The 20,377-nt window shown below is 61.0% G+C and carries 18 protein-coding genes; 10 read left to right on the top strand and 8 right to left on the bottom strand.

Annotation, left to right across the window (positions count from 1 at the left end):
* Positions 1 to 68 precede the first annotated feature (68 nt).
* From ACN8M7_RS24145 to ACN8M7_RS24115, 7 genes are all read left to right on the top strand, one after another.
* Positions 69 to 1,670: a long-chain fatty acid--CoA ligase gene (locus tag ACN8M7_RS24145; protein ID WP_490262426.1), complete on the top strand. Its 1,602-nt coding sequence runs from the start codon at positions 69 to 71 to the stop codon at positions 1,668 to 1,670.
* Positions 1,671 to 1,756: 86 nt separating this feature from the next.
* A complete protein-coding gene (locus tag ACN8M7_RS24140; RefSeq protein WP_490262416.1) occupies positions 1,757 to 2,086 on the top strand; it encodes a DUF485 domain-containing protein in 330 nt (109 codons plus the stop codon).
* A complete protein-coding gene (locus ACN8M7_RS24135; RefSeq protein WP_490262415.1) occupies positions 2,083 to 3,741 on the top strand; it encodes a cation acetate symporter in 1,659 nt (552 codons plus the stop codon). Before ACN8M7_RS24140 ends, ACN8M7_RS24135 begins: the two co-directional genes overlap by 4 nt.
* A gap of 41 nt (positions 3,742 to 3,782) precedes the next feature.
* The gene (locus tag ACN8M7_RS24130; protein WP_490262414.1) at positions 3,783 to 5,555 is read left to right on the top strand and encodes an acyl-CoA dehydrogenase C-terminal domain-containing protein; all 1,773 of its coding nucleotides are present in this window, start codon (positions 3,783 to 3,785) and stop codon (positions 5,553 to 5,555) included.
* Between the two features lie 105 nt (positions 5,556 to 5,660).
* Positions 5,661 to 6,839 carry an acetyl-CoA C-acetyltransferase gene (locus tag ACN8M7_RS24125; protein WP_490262413.1) on the top strand — a complete coding sequence of 393 codons (1,179 nt, stop codon included), beginning with the start codon at positions 5,661 to 5,663 and terminating at the stop codon, positions 6,837 to 6,839.
* A 90-nt stretch (positions 6,840 to 6,929) separates the two neighbouring features.
* Positions 6,930 to 8,192 carry an OprD family porin gene (locus ACN8M7_RS24120; protein ID WP_490262412.1) on the top strand — a complete coding sequence of 421 codons (1,263 nt, stop codon included), beginning with the start codon at positions 6,930 to 6,932 and terminating at the stop codon, positions 8,190 to 8,192.
* Positions 8,193 to 8,270: 78 nt separating this feature from the next.
* Entirely contained in the window at positions 8,271 to 10,163 is a 1,893-nt protein-coding gene (locus ACN8M7_RS24115; RefSeq protein WP_490262411.1) for a methyl-accepting chemotaxis protein, read from the top strand.
* A gap of 18 nt (positions 10,164 to 10,181) precedes the next feature.
* On the opposite strand, the gene ACN8M7_RS24110 is transcribed toward ACN8M7_RS24115, so the two are convergent.
* The 3 genes from ACN8M7_RS24110 to ACN8M7_RS24100 all read right to left on the bottom strand — a co-directional run bounded on the left by ACN8M7_RS24110 (position 10,182) and on the right by ACN8M7_RS24100 (position 11,723).
* Positions 10,182 to 10,478 carry a putative quinol monooxygenase gene (locus tag ACN8M7_RS24110; RefSeq protein WP_490262410.1) on the bottom strand — a complete coding sequence of 99 codons (297 nt, stop codon included), beginning with the start codon at positions 10,476 to 10,478 and terminating at the stop codon, positions 10,182 to 10,184.
* A gap of 75 nt (positions 10,479 to 10,553) precedes the next feature.
* Entirely contained in the window at positions 10,554 to 11,237 is a 684-nt protein-coding gene (locus ACN8M7_RS24105; protein WP_490262409.1) for a type 1 glutamine amidotransferase domain-containing protein, read from the bottom strand.
* A 57-nt stretch (positions 11,238 to 11,294) separates the two neighbouring features.
* The gene (locus ACN8M7_RS24100; protein ID WP_490262408.1) at positions 11,295 to 11,723 is read right to left on the bottom strand and encodes a nuclear transport factor 2 family protein; all 429 of its coding nucleotides are present in this window, start codon (positions 11,721 to 11,723) and stop codon (positions 11,295 to 11,297) included.
* 126 nt (positions 11,724 to 11,849) lie between these two features.
* On the opposite strand from ACN8M7_RS24100, the gene ACN8M7_RS24095 reads away from it, so the two are divergent.
* From ACN8M7_RS24095 to egtD, 3 genes are all read left to right on the top strand, one after another.
* A complete protein-coding gene (locus ACN8M7_RS24095) occupies positions 11,850 to 12,821 on the top strand; it encodes a LysR substrate-binding domain-containing protein (protein ID WP_490262407.1) in 972 nt (323 codons plus the stop codon).
* Between the two features lie 528 nt (positions 12,822 to 13,349).
* Positions 13,350 to 14,633 (top strand): ergothioneine biosynthesis protein EgtB, encoded by a 1,284-nt coding sequence (gene egtB, locus ACN8M7_RS24090; RefSeq protein ID WP_490262406.1) that lies wholly within the window; start codon positions 13,350 to 13,352, stop codon positions 14,631 to 14,633.
* A gap of 2 nt (positions 14,634 to 14,635) precedes the next feature.
* Positions 14,636 to 15,598, top strand: coding sequence for an L-histidine N(alpha)-methyltransferase (gene egtD / locus ACN8M7_RS24085; RefSeq protein ID WP_490262405.1), 963 nt, complete (start codon positions 14,636 to 14,638; stop codon positions 15,596 to 15,598).
* A 137-nt stretch (positions 15,599 to 15,735) separates the two neighbouring features.
* On the opposite strand, the gene ACN8M7_RS24080 is transcribed toward egtD, so the two are convergent.
* From ACN8M7_RS24080 to ACN8M7_RS24060, 5 genes are all read right to left on the bottom strand, one after another.
* Entirely contained in the window at positions 15,736 to 15,894 is a 159-nt protein-coding gene (locus tag ACN8M7_RS24080; RefSeq protein WP_074939855.1) for a YqaE/Pmp3 family membrane protein, read from the bottom strand.
* A gap of 96 nt (positions 15,895 to 15,990) precedes the next feature.
* Entirely contained in the window at positions 15,991 to 17,088 is a 1,098-nt protein-coding gene (locus ACN8M7_RS24075) for a GGDEF domain-containing protein (protein WP_490262425.1), read from the bottom strand.
* Between the two features lie 123 nt (positions 17,089 to 17,211).
* Positions 17,212 to 18,507: a TRAP transporter large permease gene (locus tag ACN8M7_RS24070; protein ID WP_061242689.1), complete on the bottom strand. Its 1,296-nt coding sequence runs from the start codon at positions 18,505 to 18,507 to the stop codon at positions 17,212 to 17,214.
* Entirely contained in the window at positions 18,497 to 18,973 is a 477-nt protein-coding gene (locus ACN8M7_RS24065; protein WP_021490336.1) for a TRAP transporter small permease, read from the bottom strand. Before ACN8M7_RS24065 ends, ACN8M7_RS24070 begins: the two co-directional genes overlap by 11 nt.
* 159 nt (positions 18,974 to 19,132) lie before the next feature.
* The gene (locus tag ACN8M7_RS24060; protein ID WP_061242691.1) at positions 19,133 to 20,134 is read right to left on the bottom strand and encodes a DctP family TRAP transporter solute-binding subunit; all 1,002 of its coding nucleotides are present in this window, start codon (positions 20,132 to 20,134) and stop codon (positions 19,133 to 19,135) included.
* Positions 20,135 to 20,377 lie beyond the last annotated feature (243 nt).

The raw sequence follows: 20,377 nt of genomic DNA, 5'->3' as shown, positions 1-20,377 counted from the left end.
CCAGCCCACTAACTGGCAACTCCAACGCCCTTATACAAGAACAAGGCAGGAGGTCGCCTGTGCAAGGCATGATGATGAACTTCAACCTCGGGATCACCGCGATAATGCGGCATGCCCTGCAGGTTGCAGCCGACACCGAGATTGTGTCCCTGTTCGCCGACGGACGCGTGCATCGCTACAGCTACGCTCAGGCATTCGCTCGGGTCAACAGGCTGGCCAATGTTCTTGAGGCTCTAGACTGCCCACCAGATGCCCGAATCGGTACCCTGGCCTGGAACGATCATCGGCATTTCGAGCTTCACTACGCCGCGCCCTGTTCTGGGCGGATCTGCCACACCATCAACCCCAAACTCTTCCCCGAGCAGATCAGCTACATCATTCGCCATGCGAAAGACGATGTGCTGTTTATTGATCCTCAGTTCATTCCCCTAGTGGAAGATCTGCAGAACGAACTGATCTCGGTACGGCATTTCATCGCTCTTTGCGGAGCCGACGAATTGCCCGCCAGCAGCCTGACCAACCTGCTGAGCTACGAGGCACTGCTGGCCGAAGCTGACGAGGAGTATGTCTGGCCCGAGCTCGATGAACGCCAGGCCAGTGGCCTCTGCTACACCTCGGGCACCACTGGCAATCCCAAGGGCGTACTGACCAGTCACCGAAGTACGGTGCTCCATGGCATGGCACAAAACATGGCCGACAACGTCGGCCTGCGCGCTATAGACGTGGTGATGCCCATGGTACCGATGTTCCATGTCAGCGCTTGGGGCATGCCCTACAACGCTGTGATGGTTGGCGCCAAGCTGGTACTGCCAGGGCCTAAAGTTGGCGATGCAGCGGCAATGGTGCAGCTGATCAACGATGAAGGCGTCACCTTCTCCCTTGCGGTTCCGACCCTCTGGGCCAACATCAGCCAATACCTGAAAACTCATGACATTGAGGTGCCCAGCCTGCAACGTGCCGTGACCGGCGGAGCGGCCTGCCCGCTGGCTCTGATCGAGGCCATGGGCCGGCACGGCGTGGCCTTGGAGAACGGCTGGGGCATGACCGAGATGAGCCCCATGGGCAGCTATAACCGTCATCAGCACTGGTATGACGAGCTGGATGAGGCTGCTCGCGGACCACAGCTGCTCAAGTCCGGACGCTCTCTGTTTGGCGTGGAGATGCGCATCGTTGACGAAGCTGGCCAGCGACTGCCGCATGACGGTATCGCGTCAGGCGCCCTGCAGGTACGCGGCCCCTGGGTACGCAACGGCTACTACGGCCAGGACAGTTCGGAAGACTGGTTCGACACAGGCGATGTCGCCACCATCGACCCTCGGGGTTACATGCAGATCACCGACCGCATCAAGGACGTCATCAAGTCCGGCGGGGAATGGATCTGCTCCGTGGAAATCGAGAACGCCGTGATGGCCCACCCACAAGTGGCTGAAGCGGCAGTGGTGGGTGTTCCTCATCCACGCTGGAGCGAACGCCCCCTACTGGTGATTGTGCCCAGATTGTCTGACGCGGCACCGAGCCATGCGGAACTAATCACTTTCCTTGAGGGCAAGGTGCCGAAATGGTGGCTACCGGATGCCAGCGAGTTGCTGGACGAGCTACCCCATACAGCCACCGGCAAGGTCAGTAAGAAGACATTGCGCGAACGCTACGTCGATTACACCTGGCCCTGAGCCAAGTGCCTCTTTCAGTACCAACCAGCGACCTGCCCTAGGGTAGGTCGACGCCCAGCCCTACAACAAAAACAATCGGAGGCCTCATGACCTGTATGCCTGATCCACATACCGAGCACTATCGGCGCATTCGGCAGAACCCCAAGTTCATCGAACTTACCCGGACCCGTTCGCGCACCAGTTGGTTACTTTCCGCTTTGGTGCTCGCAGGTTACTTCCTGTTCATGGGGGTAGCCGCGATGAGACCGGAGCTACTGCAACAGCCGATCTACCCTGGCAGCCACCTCAGCATGGGCATACCTCTGGGCACGCTCCTGCTGCTTGCCACTTGGCTGCTTACCGGCTGGTACGTGCACCGTGCCAATAACCACTTCGACCGTCTTGGCGACAGCATCATCACGGAGAGCCAGGTATGAAACGTATCTACACCTACGGCGTTGCTTCCGGGTTCAGCTTCCTTCCGCCGCTGGCCAGCGCCGCCGACGGCGGCAAGCAGCCAATTAATCTGGATGCCATTGGCATGTTCATGCTGTTCGTGTTCGCCACCCTAGTAATCACCTGGTGGGCATCACGGCGCACTCAATCAACCCATGATTTCTACACCGCAGGAGGTGGAATCAGCGGCTTCCAGAATGGCCTGGCCATCGCCGGCGACTACATGTCGGCCTCTACCCTGCTGGGCCTCTCCAGCCTGGTGTTCGCCAAGGGCTATGACGGTTTCATCTATGTCACTGGCTTCTTCATTGGTTGGCCTATCCTCACTTTCCTGATGGCCGAGCGCTTGCGTAACCTCGGACGCTACACCTTCGCCGACATCGTCTCTTTCCGTCTCGACCAGCGACGCATCCGGGTACTTGCCGCGTGCGGCTCACTGACAGTGGTTTGTTGCTACCTGCTTCTACAGATGGTCGGTGCTGGGCAATTGATCAAGCTGCTGTTCGGCTTGGACTATGCCGTCGCCGTGGTGGTAGTGGGTGCACTCATGCTGGTCTATGTCATCTTCGGCGGCATGCTGGCGACTACCTGGGTTCAGATCATCAAGGCTGTCCTGCTGCTGGCAGGTGGCACCACCTTAATGCTGCTCGCCCTCGCAGAGTTTGGCTTCAGCCTTGAGACACTGGCCAAACGGGCAGTAGAAACACATGCCAGCGGCTGGAACATCATGGGCCCCGGAAGCATGCTGTCGAACCCGCTGAATGTTGCCTCTATGGCGCTTGGTCTGGTGTTCGGCCTGGCCGGCCTGCCGCATATCCTGATGCGCTTTTTCACCGTACCTAATGCACGCGAAGCTCGTAAGTCGGTGTTCTACGCTTCAGGGTTTATCGGGTTCTTCTTCCTGGTGGTCTGCGTCTTGGGCTTCGCCGCTATCGTCATAGTTGGCACCGACCCACAGTACTTCGTGAATGGGCAATTGGGCGGTGCTCTGGTAGGCGGCGGAAACATGGTGGCCATGCACTTGGCCAAAGCTGTCGGTGGCAGCCTTTTCCTCGGTTTCCTTTCAGCTGTGGCCTTCGCCACCATCCTTGCGGTAGTAGCAGGTCTCACTCTGGCTGGCGCCTCCGCTATCTCTCATGACCTCTATGTCACGGTGATCAAGCGTGGCCAGGCCAGCGAGGCCGAGGAGATGAAGGTCTCTCGCCTAGCGGTGGTAGGTCTGGGGCTGGTGGCCATCGCCTTGGGGATCCTCTTCGAGCAGGTCAACATCGCCTTTCTGGTAGGGCTGACCTTCGGCATCGCCGCCTCGGCCAACTTCCCGGTGCTGATCATGTCCATGTACTGGCGAGGCCTGACCACACGTGGCGCGATCTGTGGAGGGCTAGCAGGGCTGCTGTCGGCACTGACCATGGTGATCCTTTCTCCCACCGTCTGGGTAACCGTACTTGGACATGATCAGGCGATCTTCCCCTACGATCATCCGGCCCTGTTCTCCATGCCGCTGGCCTTCTTGGTGCTTGTCCTTGTGTCCAAGTTCGACCGCAGCCCTCAAGCCACCAAGGACCGCCAAGGCTTCGACGACCAGCTGGTGCGCGCCGAGACTGGACTGGGTATCGCGACTGCAACCTCCCACTGAAGAACAGGGGGCACGCCCCCCTGTCATCAAGAGAATCATCCATGACTACGTTCAACGCCCCGCTGCGCGACATGCGCTTCGTCCTTCATGAGGTGTTCCAGGCGCCAAGCCTGTGGGCGCGCCTGCCGGCCCTGGCGGAAACCGTCGATGCCGACACCGCAGACGCCATCCTCGAAGAAGCGGCCAAGGTCACCGGCGGCCTGATCGCCCCGCTCAACCGCAGCGGCGACGAGGAAGGCGCGCAGTGGGAAGGCGGTGAGGTGCGCACCCCGGCCGGTTTCCGCGAAGCCTATGCCACCTACACCGAGGGCGGCTGGGTCGGCCTGTCCGGCAACCCCGAGTACGGCGGCATGGGCATGCCCAAGATGCTCGCCGTGGCCTTCGAGGAAATGCTCTACGCCGCCGGTTCCAGCTTCGCCCTGTACTCGGCACTGAGCTCCGGCGCCTGCCTGGCTATCGACGCCCACGCCAGCGATGAACTGAAAACCACCTACCTGCCACCGATGTACGAGGGGCGCTGGGCCGGCTCCATGTGCCTGACCGAGGCGCATGCCGGCACCGACCTGGGCATCATCCGTACCCGCGCCGAACCCCAGGCCGATGGCAGCTACAAGATCAGCGGCAGCAAGATTTTCATCACCGGCGGCGAGCAGGACCTGACCGAGAACATCATCCACCTGGTGCTGGCCAAGTTGCCGGACGCACCGGCCGGGCCGAAGGGCATCTCGCTATTCCTGGTGCCCAAGGTCATGGTGAACGCCGACGGCGGCCTGGGCGAGCGGAACGCGGTGAGCTGCGGCTCCATCGAGCACAAGATGGGCATCAAGGCCTCGGCCACCTGCGTGATGAACTTCGACGGCGCCACCGGCTACCTGATCGGTGAGCAGAATCGCGGCCTGGCGGCGATGTTCACCATGATGAATTACGAGCGCCTGTCCATCGGCATCCAGGGTATCGGCTGCGCCGAGGCGTCCTACCAGTCGGCGGTCGGCTACGCCCGCGAGCGCATCCAGAGCCGCGCCGCCACCGGTCCGGTCAACCAGGACAAGGTCGCCGACCCGATCATCGTGCATGCCGACGTGCGCCGCATGCTGCTGACCATGAAGGCGCTGAATGAGGGCGGACGCGCCTTCGCCTGCTATGTCGGCCAGCAGCTCGACCTGGCCAAGTACGCCGAGGACGCGGATGAGCGGCACAACGCCGAAGCCCTGGTCGCCCTGCTCACCCCGGTGGCCAAGGCCTTCTTCACCGACACCGGGCTGGAAAGCTGCGTGCACGGCCAGCAGGTATTCGGTGGCCACGGTTACATCCGTGAGTGGGGCCAGGAACAGCTGGTGCGCGACGTGCGCATCGCGCAGATCTACGAAGGCACCAACGGCATCCAGGCCCTCGATCTGCTCGGGCGCAAGGTCGTAGCCAACGGTGGCGCCGCACTGCGCCTGTTCGCCAGTGAAGTGCGTGCTTTCGCCCACACCAACGCGTCGCCCCATGCTGAGCGCCTGGTCGAAGCACTAGAGCGCCTGGAGGCGGTCAGTGGCTGGGTGCTGGAGCAGGCCAAGGCCGATCCCAACTCGGTGGGCGCCGCCTCGGTGGAGTATCTGCACCTGTTCGGCTACGTCGCCTACGCCTATATGTGGGCGTGTATGGCGGCGGTGGCGCAGCGCAAGCAGAGCGAGGACCAAGCCTTCTACGGCGGCAAGCTGGCCACTGCCGAGTTCTTCTTCAGCCGCCTGCTGCCACGCAGCCTGAGCCTGGAGGCGAGCATCCGCGCCGGCAGCCAGTCGCTCTATGGCCTGGCCGCAGAACAGTTCTAACGATTGAGCGTAGCGCGGCTTTAGCCCCTTTGGGCCGCGTTTTTTTATTCGTGGTAACGCAGTGCACCTAGTAAGGAGGAGCACTGCATCCGCTAGGAGACCCAGATGCGCAAGACCGTGATAGTTGCCGCCAGCCGCACCGCCATCGGCAGTTTCCAAGGCGGACTGAGCCGAGTCCCTGCGCCCGAACTCGGCGCGGCGGTGATACGTCGTCTGCTTTCAGATACCGGGCTGGATGGGGCGTTAGTGGACGAAGTCATCATGGGCCAAGTATTGACAGCAGGCAGCGGCCAGAACACTGCTCGCCAAACCACCATCCTCGCAGGCCTGCCGCATACAGTCCCGGCCATGACCCTGAACAAGGTCTGCGGCTCCGGCCTTAAGGCGGTGCTCATCGGCGCGCAGGCCATTCACAGCGGCGATGCTGAGATCGTCATCGCGGGCGGCCAGGAGAACATGAGCCTGGCACCCTACATCATGCCCGGCGCCCGCAGCGGTCTGCGCATGGGCCATGCACAACTGGTCGACACCATGATTCAAGATGGCCTGTGGGACGCCTTCAACGATTACCACATGGGCATCACCGCAGAGAACCTGGCCGAGCAGTACGGCATCGGCCGATCCGAGCAGGACGCCTTCGCCCTGCGCTCGCAGCAGCGCGCCCAGGCTGCGCAGGAAGCCGGCCGCTTCGCCGCCGAAATTGTCCCGGTATCTGTGCCGCAACGCGGTGGTGCATCAATCACCTTCGCCAAGGACGAGCAGCCGCGCGCCGACACCAACCTGGATAGCTTGGGTAAGCTGCGTCCAGCCTTCAAAAGCGACGGCACTGTGACTGCCGGCAACTCCTCCACTCTCAACGACGGTGCCGCGGCGGTGATGATGATGAGCGAGGAAATGGCGACTCGACTTGGCTTGCCGATCCTCGCATCCATTGCCGGTAGCGCCAGCGCCGGCGTAGACCCCGCCATCATGGGTATTGGCCCCGTGTTCGCCAGCTGCAAAGCGCTGGAGCGTGCCGGCTGGAGCCTAGAGCAACTCGACCTGATCGAGGCCAACGAGGCCTTCGCCGCCCAGGCCATCGCCGTCGGCCGTGAACTGCGCTGGGATAGCGCCAAGGTCAACGTCAACGGAGGTGCCATTGCCCTGGGGCACCCCATCGGCGCATCAGGCTGCCGCATCCTGGTTAGCCTGATCCACGAGATGCAGCGCCGCGACGCCAGCCGTGCCCTAGCCACGCTGTGCATCGGTGGCGGACAAGGCATAGCCATACTTCTACAACGCTAAGTTCCCCCCGCTTCCCCTCTCCTCACATCGAGCCAACTGGCTCGGTGCGGAGCCTGCTGTTCCATCAAAAAACAAAAAGAGGACATCACCATGAAGCACACCTCACCCACAACACGCCTACTTCTTGTCGGCACCGCACTTGGCCTGACCCTACCAGCGAGCGCAGCACTACTCGACGACAGTAAGGCCAGCCTGGAGTTGCGCAACTTCTACATGAACCGAGACTTCCGTCAGGCTGGCGCCAGTCAAGCCAAAGCTGAGGAATGGGCGCAAGGGTTTATGGTGCGTTACGAATCGGGCTTCACCGAGGGGGATATTGGTGTCGGCATCGACGCACTCGGCATGCTCGGCGTCAAACTTGACTCCGGCGGAGGGCGCAGCGGCACGCAACTGCTCAAGCAAGATCGGGAAAGCAGGCAGGCTCAGGACGAGTACGGGGAACTGGGACTGACCGCCAAACTCAAGGCCTCACGCACCTTGCTCAAGCTGGGTGTACTGCAGCCACGCCTGCCTAGCGTTGCCTACAACGATGGTCGCTTGCTCCCCCAAAGCTTCCGGGGTGGCCATTTAAGCTCCCAAGAATTCGACGGTTTGACGCTCGATGCGGGCCGCCTGACCCAGGTCAACCAGCGTAACTCCTCAGACTTCGAAGATATGACCGCCAGCAACGGTAGCGCCGGCGCTATTGGCGTTAAGAGCAGCAAGACCAGCGATGCCTTCAACTTCGCCGGCATGAGTTACCAATGGACCGATCAATTGAGTAGCGCCTACCACTACGGCGAACTCGAGGATATCTACCGGCAGCACATTCTCAGCCTCAGCCACAACCTACGCCTGGACGATCGACGATCACTGCGCACCGAATTGCGTGCCGCCCGCGCCAGGGATGCCGGTAGCAGCAACGTCGACAATGATGCTTTCGGTGTCATGCTGACATACCGTCACGCCGCCCATAGTCTCGGACTCGCCTACCAAAAAATGGCCGGTGACACGGGCTATGCCTACATCGCCGGCAGTGATCCATTCCTGTTCAACTACGTCCAGTTCGGTGACTTCGCCAATCGTGACGAACGCTCGTGGCAAGTGCGCTACGACTTTGACTTCGCCTCGGTGGGTGTTCCCGGATTGACCTTCATGACCCGCTATCTCAGCGGCACCGACATTAATCTGGGTACAGCTCAACAGACCGGTGATGAATGGGAGCGCGATACCGACATCGCCTACGTGTTTCAGAGCGGTCCATTGCGGAACCTTGGTGTGAAATGGCGTAACGCCACAGTCCGCACACGTCATTTCGGTAACGATCTAGACGATAACCGGCTGATCCTCAGCTACACACTGCCCCTCTGGTAACCCCCGATGTGGCCGAGCAGGCTCGGCCACTTTGCCCACAGTCCTCCCCCTTTAGAATGCACGATGGAGCTAGCAAAGATGCTTCATATACGCTCATTTTCCCGCAAGATACTGCTGACAGCCTCGCTAGTGGTTATTGCCGCCTTTGGACTCTTTACCCTCTATCAAGATAAACGCCAGGAACAAACCACACAGGAAAAACTGGAGTCCGAACTTGTTAGCAACGGGAGACTACTGGCGAACAACATCCGCAACTGGCTGGATGGACGTGGACACTTGGTCACCCAACTGGCTCAACAACTGGAGACATCAGAAGAGAGTGAAGAAGCAATTCGAAAGCTCCTAGATCAGGAGGTTTACCGAAAGCTGTTCCTATCCATATCGCTGGGCACCTCGCAGGGTAAGTTCTTTACCGCACCCGATAGTCCTATGCCGGAGGGATACGACCCGCGAACACGAGGCTGGTACAAGCAAGCCATCGAAGCGAAGCGCTTAGTAATCACTGAGCCCTATTTGTACGCCGGCACCAACCGACCAGCCCTAGCAATAGCCTATCCCATTGAAGTTAATGGCCAACAAACTGGCGTAGCAGCCGGAGCCATTACCTTGGATAACATCAGCGAGATGCTACAGGCAGCGAACCCCGGCTCTGACGGTCTCGCTTTTCTTGTCAACGATAGCGGGCGAATTCTCCTACACCCTACTGGCGAGCTTGTCTTCAAAACCCTGGCCGAGGCCTATCCACGAACTACACCAAGGATTGCCACAGGCCTTCAAGAGATCGAAGAAGGTGACGAAACAAAATTGCTTGCGTTGACGCCAATCATGGAGCTGGCGGGTAATAATTGGTACGTCGCACTGCTCATCGACAAAGCTGTCGCCTACCAGCCGCTCAGTGAGTTCCGCAGCACCGCCTATAGTGCTACCGCGCTTTCAGTGCTTACGGTGTTGATACTGCTAGGCGCCCTCGTCCACTGGTTGATGCGGCCACTGACTGAGATTAGCCATGCAATGCAAGACATAGCTGGCGGCGAAGGCGATCTGACGATGCGCCTGACAGCGCGCGGGACCGATGAACTGGCCGCATTGGCCAACTCCTTCAACCGTTTCGTAGCACGCATTCATAACTCCGTCAGCCAGGTCGCGCTTAGCGCCCAAGAGCTGCACGCTGTAGCCGAGCAAGTGCTAACTACCACCGACAACCTAGTTGCCAGTAGCGACGAACAGACCAACCGCACCACAAGCATGGCAACTGCAATCGTCCAGCTTGGAGCGACCGCCCAGGAGATTGCTCACAGTGCTGCCGATGCATCAACTCAGGCCAGCGACGCCAAGCGTCAAAGCGAATCAGGGGCACTCACGGTAAAGCAAACGCTCTCCTCTATCGAAAAATTGACCAGCGAAATCACGACCTCCGGATCAGCAATCGACTCACTGGCTAGCCGCACCCTAGACATTGGCAAGATTCTCGATGTGATTCAGGGAGTGTCAGCCCAGACCAATCTGCTTGCTTTAAACGCGGCTATCGAGGCTGCACGCGCAGGAGATGCAGGGCGCGGCTTTGCAGTTGTCGCCGACGAAGTCAGAGGACTGGCTCACCGCACTCAAGCTTCGGCACAGGAAATTCAACAGATGATCGAGGAGCTACAGGCCGGAGCAAGCAAGGTGGTTTCCGCCATGACCGCCAGCCAGATGCGGGGACAGCAAACACTTGAAATCGCCGATCATGCAGGGCAGCACTTGATGAGCGTTACCACACGGATCGGCGAAATGGACAGCGTGAACCAATCAGTGGCCACCGCTACCGAAGAGCAAACGATTGTCATCGAGTCTCTCGCTCAACAGGTCAGCGAGATCAGCCGGCTCAATCAAAATGGCATGGGCAATCTACGTGCGACACAAGGTGCCTGTGCCAGATTGGAGGAACAGGCCAGCAACTTGCTGCGCTTGGTAGGAGGTTTCCGCACCTGATAGAAGCCGAAACAGGCCTCAGGTAATACGAGTCGAACGAGTAATTCTAGGAGTGTCCTGCAAAAGAGGAGCTGCTCGCTCGAGAGCCCTCTGCAGATGTTCAGTCTGCCAATGCGAGGCTTCTTCCTCTGCGTTTTGCCATACCTCGAACGAGAAGAATTGGAATGGATCGGCCAGGGACTGGTAATAGCCATAGTCGAGGCATCCCGGTTCCTCCCGGGTTCTGTCCGATAACTCCGCCAATATGACGCGTATTTCATCTAAAGCGTCCGGCTTTACCGCAAAGCTGGCCGTTACATAAACAGGTGGGGACATGTGTAAGGGAACTCCAATGAGAAAAGCCACCCCACGCCGTGCGTGGCAGCATTGGGGTGGCCGCAAGCAACAGCGTTAGCCTGCCAGCTCCTTCAGTACGAGCTCAGCCACGGGACCGCCGGAAGCCGGATTTTGCCCAGTGACAACACGCTGATCAGCCACTGCGAAAGGTGCCCACGGTTCTGCCGCCTTCTTGTAGACAGCTCCACGTTTCACCATCTCGTCCTCGGTAAGGTAAGGCACATACTTGTCCAATTCGGCCAACTTCTCCTCGGCATTGGAGAAGCCGGTGACCTCCTTGCCCTTGATCAGCAAAGCTCCATCGGACAGTTTGATATTCAGCAACCCCACCGCACCATGACAAACGGAGGATACGATGCCGCCGTTCTCATAGATGCTACGGCTGATGGCTTGCAGCTCTTCGTTATCAGGGAAGTCCCAGACAACACCATGACCGCCAGCGTAGTAGATCACCGAGTAGTCATTCGGATTGACTTGGCTGGGCTTCAGGGTCGCACCCAGGCGGCTCATGAAGTCGCTGTTCTGGTACCACTCCCAGTCGGTAGCATCAGCCATAGCCAGGCTATGTGGATCAATCGGGGTATACCCGCCTTTGGGGCTTACATAATCAATCTGATAGCCCGCCGCCTCGACTTTCTTCACGAAGTGCACAGCCTCCCCCAGCCAGAGACCGGTGGCGCGCTCAAGGTTCGGGTACTTGGGATAGCTGGTCAGTACCACCAGCATCTTCTTGCTCATAAAACACCTCATAATTTCAATTTTGAAGGAAGAGTCAGACTGCTCATTGCATGCCTACTAGGCATCCATGAGGCTGGTGCGACCAAGCGCCAAGTACCACGCGGCGTTGTCCCAGTAAGCCTTCATCAAAGTGATTCTCTGCGCCTCGTCGGTGCGAATGATGAAGACGTGTGGGAGCTCATACCGACGCCCCTGGTTCTGGATGCCAAACGCATCCTTGGATTGAGTGCCACTAATCGTCACCTCAACTACAACGACGTGTCCGGACTGCTCCAGATGGGTAGCGGTTACTTGATTGCTCAGATCAGGGAAGACATCCAGCAGGGCTCCCCAAATCTGTCGCCCGACATCGTCAGCCGCGCCGCTCAATCCAATTGGCAGGTAATCAATCTGGCCACTAGGTGCAAAGCACGTAAGCATCCCCTCCACATCACGATTCTGATAATGGGTGAAGAAGCGCTGCGCCACATCCAATGCTGAGATCACTTTCCATGCCTCCTGCTCGACAAACCAGGGCAAAAGCACCCGACCGGTGTCAAGATAGTCCCCTCACGGATTGCTCGGTAGGCACCTGATTAGAAATGACCATTTCATTCTTGGAACGCTGAAACGATGTACGACTTAAACGAGCTCTACTTCTTCGCGCAGATAGTCGAGCATCAGGGTATAGCCCCAGCGAGCCGGGCTCTGGGCGTTCCTAAGTCCAGACTCAGTCGACATCTGGCCACGCTTGAGGAGCGACTCGGTGTTCGGCTAATCAACCGGTCCACGCGACAGTTCGCTGTATCGGACCTAGGCATGGAGTATTACCAGCACTGCCTCACTATGCTGGAAGGAGCAAAGGCAGCTCAGTCGGTAATCGACAGCAGTCAAGCAGAACCCAGAGGTCTGGTCCGCATTTCATGCCCCACTGCTCTACTAAATTTCCTGGTGGCAGGAATGATTGCGCGCTTCATGGATCGCTATCCCGAGGTGGAGGTGCATCTAGAAAGCACCAATCGCCAAATAGATCCGCTGCGCGAGGGTTTCGACATCGCGCTCCATGTAGGCTTTCCGCCTTTCGAAAGTAGCGGCTTAATCATGAAACGACTGTCCTCCAGCCCTCAGGAGCTTGTAGGTAGTCCAAGACTGATTGAGCGCCTTGGTTCCCCTCGCAACCTCGCTGACCTGGCACGCTTCCCGAGTTTGAGCTTGGGCGGCTGCTCAAATCAGTACACTTGGAATATGGAAGGCCCTGACGGTGTGCAGGCGACAGTTATGCATACCCCCAGATTGATCACCGACGACATGATCACACTTCGTCGAGTTGCCTTGGAGGCCGGAGGCATAGTTCAGCTACCTAGGGTCGTTGTGTTCAAAGATGTCCGCAATGGGGTTCTGAGGCCCCTGCTGCATGATTGGGCCCCAGCCCAAGGTGTTGTTCATGCATTATTTCCCTCCCGCCGTGGGCTTCCCCACTTGGTCAGGACCCTGCTGGATTTCCTTGCCAACAGCTTCAGAGAGGTGGATTTCGAGAACCTCTATGAGGGATACGTACTTCGGGGGGACGAGGACGCTTGCTTCCTTACGGACTCAAAGCTCTAAGGCCGCGGCAATGTCTCGTGGGAAGAAAATTGACCCGTAATGAAAGGCTGCTCATGGCCGATTCTGTTGAAAAAGTCGGTTTCTGAGAGAGCCGCTTTTCGATAGATCAAAAATCGCTCGACTCCAGCGTTGCTACGTAAAAAACAAGACAGCTCTCCGCCTTCTGAGCGAACCAAATTTCAACGTCACTAACGCTTTTTCGTGGACAAAAATCGCAACGGGACTTTTTAAACAGAGTCGGCCGGTTTCTGCCTGTCGTGACGGCTTATTCCTACGTGCTCCGTCGGTCAAATGGATGCAAATGGCTGGTCAGCTGAGTGCAATTGCGCATTGGCAACTGCAATAGACCGCCCCTCCGCACGAAAGGTGTCACCCCAACGACATAACCTAAGTATCGCAGGGGTATGCTGCGGTGCGTTTCTGGCCCTTGCCATGCAAACGCCACATTTTTCCTTGAACCTTTGCCCCTATTGGCCAGTCGGCTTTTAGAACCGTCGCGCTACGCGGCGCCAGCAAAGGATGCGAGTTATGCGAGACCGCACCAGCAGGATCGCCGTTTCACCGCCGCACCTCGAACCGCTATGGCAGCGTTATCAGCGAGTACGCGCCGCCAGTGAGCGGCTTTGCCAGCCGCTGGAGGCTGAGGATTACGTAATCCAGAGCATGCCTGACGTGAGCCCACCGAAGTGGCATCTGGCGCATGTCACCTGGTTCTTCGAGGCCTTCGTGCTGCAGCCCTTTCTGCCGGGCTATCGCCCGCTGGATGAGCGCTACGACCATCTGTTCAACTCCTACTACAAGACCCACGGCACGCCCTTCGAGCGGGCGCGGCGCGGGTTGTTGTCGCGGCCGACGGTGCGTGAGATGTACGCCTATCGCCACCATGTCGATCTGGCCATGGCGCAGTTGCTCAACCAGCGCAGCGTTGAGCTGGCCGACGAGGTGTTGCAACGCATCGAGCTAGGGCTGGAGCACGAACAGCAGCATCAGGAGCTGCTGCTGATGGATATCAAGCACATCCTGGCGCAGAACCCGTTGCGCCCGGTCTATCGGCACGACCTCAAGCCGGGCGGAGCGGCGGCCGGCGAGCTGCGCTGGATCGAGTTTCCCGCCGGGTTGCGCCAGGTCGGCCATGCCGGCGAGGGCTTTGCCTTCGATTGCGAGCGGCCGCGCCATCGGGTGTTCGTCGAGGCCTTTCAGTTGGCCAGCCAACCGGTGAGCAACGGCGAATATCTTGAGTTCATCCGCGATGGCGGTTATCGCAGCACGGCGCTGTGGCTGGCGGACGGTTGGGATCATATCCAGCGCGCCGGCTGGCAGGCGCCGCTGTACTGGCTGCGCGAGGGCGATAACTGGCTGGAGCTGACCCTGGGCGGCCCGCGCGAGCTGGATCTCGATGCGCCGGTCTGTCACCTGAGCTACTTCGAGGCCGAGGCCTTCGCCACCTGGGCGCAGGCGCGTTTGCCACGTGAGGAAGAGTGGGAAGTCGCCGCGCAGGACGAACCGCTGCGGGGCAATTTCGTCGAGAACGATCATCTGCAGCCGGTGGCTGCAGGTGCGGGCGATGGCTTGCAGCAGTTGTATGGTGACGTCTGGGAATGGACCGCCAGCGCTTATCGGCCCTACCCCGGGTTTCGCCCGCTGGGCGGCAGCCTGGGCGAGTACAACGGCAAGTTCATGTCCGGGCAGATGGTGTTGCGCGGCGGTTGCTGCGCCACGCCGGAAGACCACGTTCGCCCCACCTATCGCAACTTCTTCTACCCCACCATGCGCTGGCAGTTCTCCGGCCTGCGCCTGGCCAAGGAGCTCTGAGCATGGCATTGGCAATCCGTACCCACGAACAAATCCTCAGCCCGGAACAGGACGCCCTGCGCGAGGAAGCGTTGCGCGGCTTCGCGGCCAGCCCGAAGGCGATGTCGCCGAAGTTCTTTTACGATCATCGCGGCTCGCAGCTGTTCGAGATGATCTGCCTGCAGCCGGAGTACTACCCGACGCGCACCGAGGAAACCATCCTGCGCCTGGCCGCGCAGGATATCGCCGAGCTGGCCGGGCGCAACGCCAGCCTGGTGGAGTTGGGCAGCGGTGCCAGCCGCAAGATTCGCCTGTTGCTCGAAGCCCTGCGCCCGGCACGCTACCTGGGCATCGATATCTCCCGCGAGTTTCTGCAGAGCTGTACCCGCCGTCTGGCAGCCGACTATCGCTGGCTCGATGTGCACGCGCTGTGCGCCGACTTCAGCCAGCCACTGAAGCTACCCGCCGAGGCGCTGGGGCAACGCCCGCTGGCGTTCTTCCCCGGCTCCAGCATCGGCAACTTCGACCCGAGCGAGGCGCGCGCCTTTCTGCACAACCTGCATCAGGCGTTGCCGGCAGGTAGCGGTCTGCTGATCGGTGTGGATCTGGTCAAGGACCCTCAGGTACTGGAACGCGCCTACAACGATCAGGCCGGGGTCACCGCGCTGTTCAACCTCAACCTGCTCGAGCGCATTCGCAGCGAGCTGCACAGCGACATCGACCCGCGTCGCTTCCAGCACCGGGCGTTCTTCAACGAAACCGAGTCGCGCATCGAGATGCATCTGGTCAGCCGACAGGCGCAGCGGGTGAGAATCGAGGACCGCGTGTTCGACTTCGCCGCTGGCGAAACCCTGCACACGGAGAACTCCTACAAGTACACGCCCAGTGGCTTTCGTGAGCTGGCAAGTGAATGCGGCTTCGCCTCGGTCGCCATGTGGCGCGACCCTGCGCAGCTGTTCAGCGTGCATTTTTTGCGGCGGGAGTGAGGAGGCTTTGGGCCTGGTGGACGTCGGGACGCGAGGAGAAGAAAGAAGGTGCTGCGCTATCTTTTGCCCTCTGCCCCGGCCCCTCTCCCACGAGTGGGAGAGGGAGGCCAGCGCGCTTGAGCTGATGTCAGTGCGATTCAGCGTTTGGCGATGATGTACACCGCGTGCACGATGCCGGGGATATAACCGCATAGGGTGAGCAGGATGTTCAGCCAGAACGCGCCGCCGAAACCGACCTGGAGAAATACGCCCAGAGGCGGCAGCAGGATGGCGATGAGGATACGGATAAGGTCCATGCGGTACTCCTTTACATTCCATAAGGTGTACTGAAACAGACTCCGAGTAGTGCCTTGCAGTTCAAATGCCCGTCAGAACGCTGTGTTGTCGAGCGCTCACAGCCGCACGTCGAACTTGTCCAGCAGCAGCTCGGTCGGCATATCGGCACTGACCAGTTGATTGCGGCCGCGCTGCTTGCCGCTGTACAGGCGGCGGTCAGCGGCGCGATAGAGCTCGGCGGCGCTGCGACCGTCTCGCGGCCAGGCGGCCAGGCCAAAGGTGGCGGACAGTTCGATCTGTTCGCCGTCGTAGTCCAGCGGTTGCTCGGCGATCTGCCGGCGCAGCTTCTCCACCAGCGGGTCGGCGCCGGTGCTGTCGGTATGACGCAGCAGCACGCCGAACTCCTCCCCACCCAGGCGCCCGAGAAAATCGGTAACGCGCAGGCGCTGCTGCAGGGTCTGGCAGATGTGCTGCAAGGCCATGTCACCAGCCTCGTGCCCCCACTGATCGTTGACCTGCTTGAAGTGGTCGACGTCGAGCAGCACCAGCACCAGATGTCCATTGCTGCGCTCGGCCTCCTGGATGGCGCGCTGCAGCGCATGCTGAAAACTGCCACGGCTGGCGACGCCGGTCAGCGAGTCGGTCTGCGCCTGGCGCTCCAGCTCCTCGTAGGCCTGCATGCGCAAGCCGTCGTAGATATGCACGAACACCAGGATCAGCACGCCACACAGGGCCGCGTTGCCGATATCGATCAGGCCGTGGGTGTCGAGGTTCACGCGGTTGTCGGCGAAGTACAGCAATAGCCCCGCGAGCATGAAGGGAGCGGTCAGCAGGAAGGCGCGCTGCTTGCCCAGCAGCAGGTAGGCCAGCAGCGGAATCATGTACAGCCAGACGAAAGCTCCCGATGAGGCATCCGGCATGACGATGATGTAGAGGATGAAGCAGAAGGTCGGGATCAGGTACAGGTAGATCCACAGGTACAGACGTCGAGCGCGCTCGATGCGCCAGGCGCCGAACAGCAGCAAGGCGGTGCACAGCACCTCGATGATGGCGAACGGATAGTTGCCGGCCAGCGCCTGCAGGATGGAGAAGCCGCCCAGGGTCAGGCCGGTGGCGAGCAGGATGGTACGCATCAGCGCACGCTTGCCGGACTCACGCAGCCCTTCGCAGTGCCCTGCTACATCCCTGTGATCGTTATAGTCGCCATCGCCCATTTTATTGCCCAGTACCGCCGCCCTCGATACGCCCAGCAGGCCGTTGAAAACCACTCACGCTGTTTCAACGACCTGCGCCCCCCGCAGCGCACCATCAGGCAACTATAGACGTCGTTGCCCGTTTTACACCGCGTAACCCAGAACGCGCGGCAGCCACAGGGCGATTTCCGGGAAGATCGCCACCAGCAGCAGGGCGCTGGACATCACCACGACGAACAGCGCGGCCCAGCCAACGGTCTGTTCCAGGCGGATCTTGGCGACCTCCGCCGTGACCATCAGGTTGATCGCCACCGGTGGGGTGAACTGGCCGATGGCGATGTTCATCGCCAGCAGAATGCCGAACCACACCGGGTTCCAGCCGAAGTGCTGCATCACCGGAATCAGGATAGGCATGAGGATCAGGTAGATGGAGATGGCATCGAGCAACATGCCGGCCAGCAGCACGGCGAGCATCACCAGCGCCAGCAGCACCCAGCCGTTGTCCGACAGCGAGATCAGCCATTCGGCCAGATGGCGGAAGGTGCCGAGCATAGTGCCGGCCCAGGCGAAGATGCCAGCCAGGGCGATGATCAGCATGACCACACCGGAGATCACGCCCGCCTCGCCACACAGGCGCCAGAGGCTGCGCCAGTCCAGCTCACGGGTGACGAACAGGCCGACCAGCACGCCATAGGTCACCCCGACCACGGCCGCTTCGGTCGGCGTGAACAGGCCGCTGCGCAGGCCGCCGAGGATCAGCACCGGGGCGAACAACGCTGGCAGCGCCTGCTTGAAGCTTGCGCCGATAGCCGGGCGCTCGCCCTCCTCCGGGCTCTCCCAACCATAGCGACGCGACAGCAGCCAGGCCGGCAGCAACAGCACCAGGCCGGCGAGAATGCCGGGGAACAGACCCGCGGCGAACAACGCACGCAGGTCCACGCCTGGCACCACGATGGAGTAGAGAATCAGCGCAATCGACGGCGGAATCAGAATCGCGGTCGAGGCGGACGCCGCGATCAGCGTGGCCGAGAACGGCTTGGGGTAACCGGCCTTGGTCATGCTCGGCAGCATCACCATGGCCACGGCGGCGGCGTCGGCCGGGCCGGAACCGCTCATGCCGCCCATGATCAGGCACACCAGCACCGCAACCAGGGCCAAACCGCCATGCCGTGGGCCGATCAACGCCTGGGCGAAGCGCACCAATCTGAGCGCCACGCCGGCTTTCTCGAACACCAGGCCGGTGAGGATGAACAGCGGAATGGCGATCAGCGGGTACTTGGCCACGCCGTTGTAGGTGTTGGTGCCGAGGGTGGCGAGCATGTCCGGCGACAGGCCGGCGATGATGCCGATGGCCCCGGACAGGCCGAGGGCGAACGCCACCGGCACACCGAGCGCCAGCAGCACGACGAAACTGAGGATCAGCCAAAGATCAGGGCTCATCGCTGATCCTCCCGCGCAGGCGATCGACGGTCATCTGGGTCAGGCGCACGAACACCAGCAGCGCCAGGACCGGCAGCCAGATCACGTACCACCAGTTGGGCAGACCGAGGCCGGGCGACTCGGAATCCCACTGGAACTCCTCCCAGGCGAACTGCCCGCCGTACCAGCACACCAGCCCCAGTACCAGCACGCCGGCCAGCCACTGCAGCAGGATCAGCGGCGTGCGCAGGCGCGGGAACAGGCGCTCGAGCAGGCCGATACGGATATGCCGGTTGCTGCGCATGGCCACCGAAGCACCGGCGAAGGTGAGGATGACCAGCAGGAACACCGAGATTTCCTCGGTGAAGGCGAAAGATGCATCGGTGAAATAACGCACCACCACGTTGGCCAGGCTGATCAGGCTGATGATCACCAGGGCCAGGGTGGCGAGCACGCGCTCCAGCGGCGCGTCGACTTGCTTGCTCATAAGAACCTCGAATGACCGGAACAACTCGCTCGTGCGGTGGCGCCCCCCGCCCTCTCCCCCGGCCCCTCTCCCGCACGCGGGAGAGGGGAGCAGAGCAGGGCCAAGGGACACCCACCACGGCGCCCTGTACTGCTTGGGCGTCCGGTCAGATAAAACGAATCAGGGCTGGGCCACGGCCTTGCGCGCGGCTTCCATCAGCGCGTCGCCGATGCGCGGTGCCCATTTCTCCTGCACGCTGGCGGTGGCCTCGACGAACGCGGCGCGCTCGGCGTCGGTCAGTTCGATCACTTCCACGCCGCGCTCACGCACGTCGGCCAGGCGTTGGGCCTGAGCGCCACGCGACAGCTCGATCTCCCACTTGCCGGCGTCGATGGCGGCCTGGCGCAGCAGTTCGCGATCTTCCTCGGGCAGGGATTTCCACACGCGCTGGTTGACGGCGAACACCAGTGGGTCGGCCATGTAGTCCCACAGGGTCAGGTACTTCTGGCCCACCTGGTCGACACGTGCCACGTCGAACACCGACAGCGGGTTTTCCTGGCCGTCCACCGCGCCGGTGGTCAGTGCCGGCTTGGCGTCGGCCCAGCTCATTTGCGTCGGGTTGGCGCCGAGGGTGGTGAAGGTGTCCTGGAACAGCGGCGAGCCGACCACGCGGATCTTCAGGCCCGCCAGGTCGGCCGGGCTGCGCACCGGCTTGGCCGAGTTGGACAGCTGACGGAAACCGTTCTCGCCCCAGGCCAGCGGCACGATGCCGCGCTGCTCGATGGCGGCGAAAGCCAGCTTACCGGCTTCACCCTGGGTGATGGCATCGAGGTCGGCATCGTTCTTCATCAGGAACGGCAGGGAGAACAGGTTGAGTTCCGGCACCTGCGGCGACCAGTTGATGGTCGAGCCCACGGCCATGTCGATCAGGCCCGAGCGCATGGCGGAGAATTCCTTGGTCTGGTCGCCGGCGACCAGTTGCGCGTTGGGGTAAACGCGCAGGGTGATGCGTCCTTCAGAGCGCTCGTTGACCAGATCGGCCCACTTCTGTGCGGCCTGGCCCCAGGGGAAAGCGTCGGAGAGTACGGTGGAAACGGAGTATTCACGCGCCTGCGCGGTGGCGCACAGGGCGGTCAGCGCAGCGCCAGCGGCGAGCGCGGAAAAGAGTCGCTTGAGTTTCATCGGGGCGTCCTTGTGTGGATCTTGGAGTTGTCGTTGTGGCACCGACACAGCGGTGCGGATCCAGCGGCGGGCGGTTGGCTCGCCTGGCACGCCAGGTCGGCATGCAAAAGGGACACGGCAGGTGTCACGGCTGCCGGGCAGGCCTTGTGGGCGATCGGCAGATGCCGGCGGGTTACGCGCAGCCGCCCAACTATTCCAGAAGCGCGCGGCGATTGCCATTGTCCGATGACTGTTGACGTTGCC

This window comes from Pseudomonas spartinae (genome assembly GCF_965197125.1).
GTDB lineage: Bacteria > Pseudomonadota > Gammaproteobacteria > Pseudomonadales > Pseudomonadaceae > Aquipseudomonas > Aquipseudomonas composti_A.
This window is presented reverse-complemented; position numbering and strand designations above follow the sequence as displayed.

Excerpts from the sequence above, each read along its gene's own strand:
- ACN8M7_RS24145 (WP_490262426.1), top strand. The coding sequence starts at position 69 with ATGATGATGAACTTCAACCTCGGGATCACCGCGATAATGCGGCATGCC.
- ACN8M7_RS24140 (WP_490262416.1), top strand. The coding sequence starts at position 1,757 with ATGACCTGTATGCCTGATCCACATACCGAGCACTATCGGCGCATTCGG.
- ACN8M7_RS24135 (WP_490262415.1), top strand. The coding sequence starts at position 2,083 with ATGAAACGTATCTACACCTACGGCGTTGCTTCCGGGTTCAGCTTCCTT.
- ACN8M7_RS24130 (WP_490262414.1), top strand. The coding sequence starts at position 3,783 with ATGACTACGTTCAACGCCCCGCTGCGCGACATGCGCTTCGTCCTTCAT.
- ACN8M7_RS24125 (WP_490262413.1), top strand. The coding sequence starts at position 5,661 with ATGCGCAAGACCGTGATAGTTGCCGCCAGCCGCACCGCCATCGGCAGT.
- ACN8M7_RS24120 (WP_490262412.1), top strand. The coding sequence starts at position 6,930 with ATGAAGCACACCTCACCCACAACACGCCTACTTCTTGTCGGCACCGCA.
- ACN8M7_RS24115 (WP_490262411.1), top strand. The coding sequence starts at position 8,271 with ATGCTTCATATACGCTCATTTTCCCGCAAGATACTGCTGACAGCCTCG.
- ACN8M7_RS24110 (WP_490262410.1), bottom strand. The coding sequence starts at position 10,478 with ATGTCCCCACCTGTTTATGTAACGGCCAGCTTTGCGGTAAAGCCGGAC.
- ACN8M7_RS24105 (WP_490262409.1), bottom strand. The coding sequence starts at position 11,237 with ATGAGCAAGAAGATGCTGGTGGTACTGACCAGCTATCCCAAGTACCCG.
- ACN8M7_RS24095 (WP_490262407.1), top strand. The coding sequence starts at position 11,850 with ATGTACGACTTAAACGAGCTCTACTTCTTCGCGCAGATAGTCGAGCAT.
- egtB (WP_490262406.1), top strand. The coding sequence starts at position 13,350 with ATGCGAGACCGCACCAGCAGGATCGCCGTTTCACCGCCGCACCTCGAA.
- egtD (WP_490262405.1), top strand. The coding sequence starts at position 14,636 with ATGGCATTGGCAATCCGTACCCACGAACAAATCCTCAGCCCGGAACAG.
- ACN8M7_RS24080 (WP_074939855.1), bottom strand. The coding sequence starts at position 15,894 with ATGGACCTTATCCGTATCCTCATCGCCATCCTGCTGCCGCCTCTGGGC.
- ACN8M7_RS24075 (WP_490262425.1), bottom strand. The coding sequence starts at position 17,088 with ATGGGCGATGGCGACTATAACGATCACAGGGATGTAGCAGGGCACTGC.
- ACN8M7_RS24070 (WP_061242689.1), bottom strand. The coding sequence starts at position 18,507 with ATGAGCCCTGATCTTTGGCTGATCCTCAGTTTCGTCGTGCTGCTGGCG.
- ACN8M7_RS24065 (WP_021490336.1), bottom strand. The coding sequence starts at position 18,973 with ATGAGCAAGCAAGTCGACGCGCCGCTGGAGCGCGTGCTCGCCACCCTG.
- ACN8M7_RS24060 (WP_061242691.1), bottom strand. The coding sequence starts at position 20,134 with ATGAAACTCAAGCGACTCTTTTCCGCGCTCGCCGCTGGCGCTGCGCTG.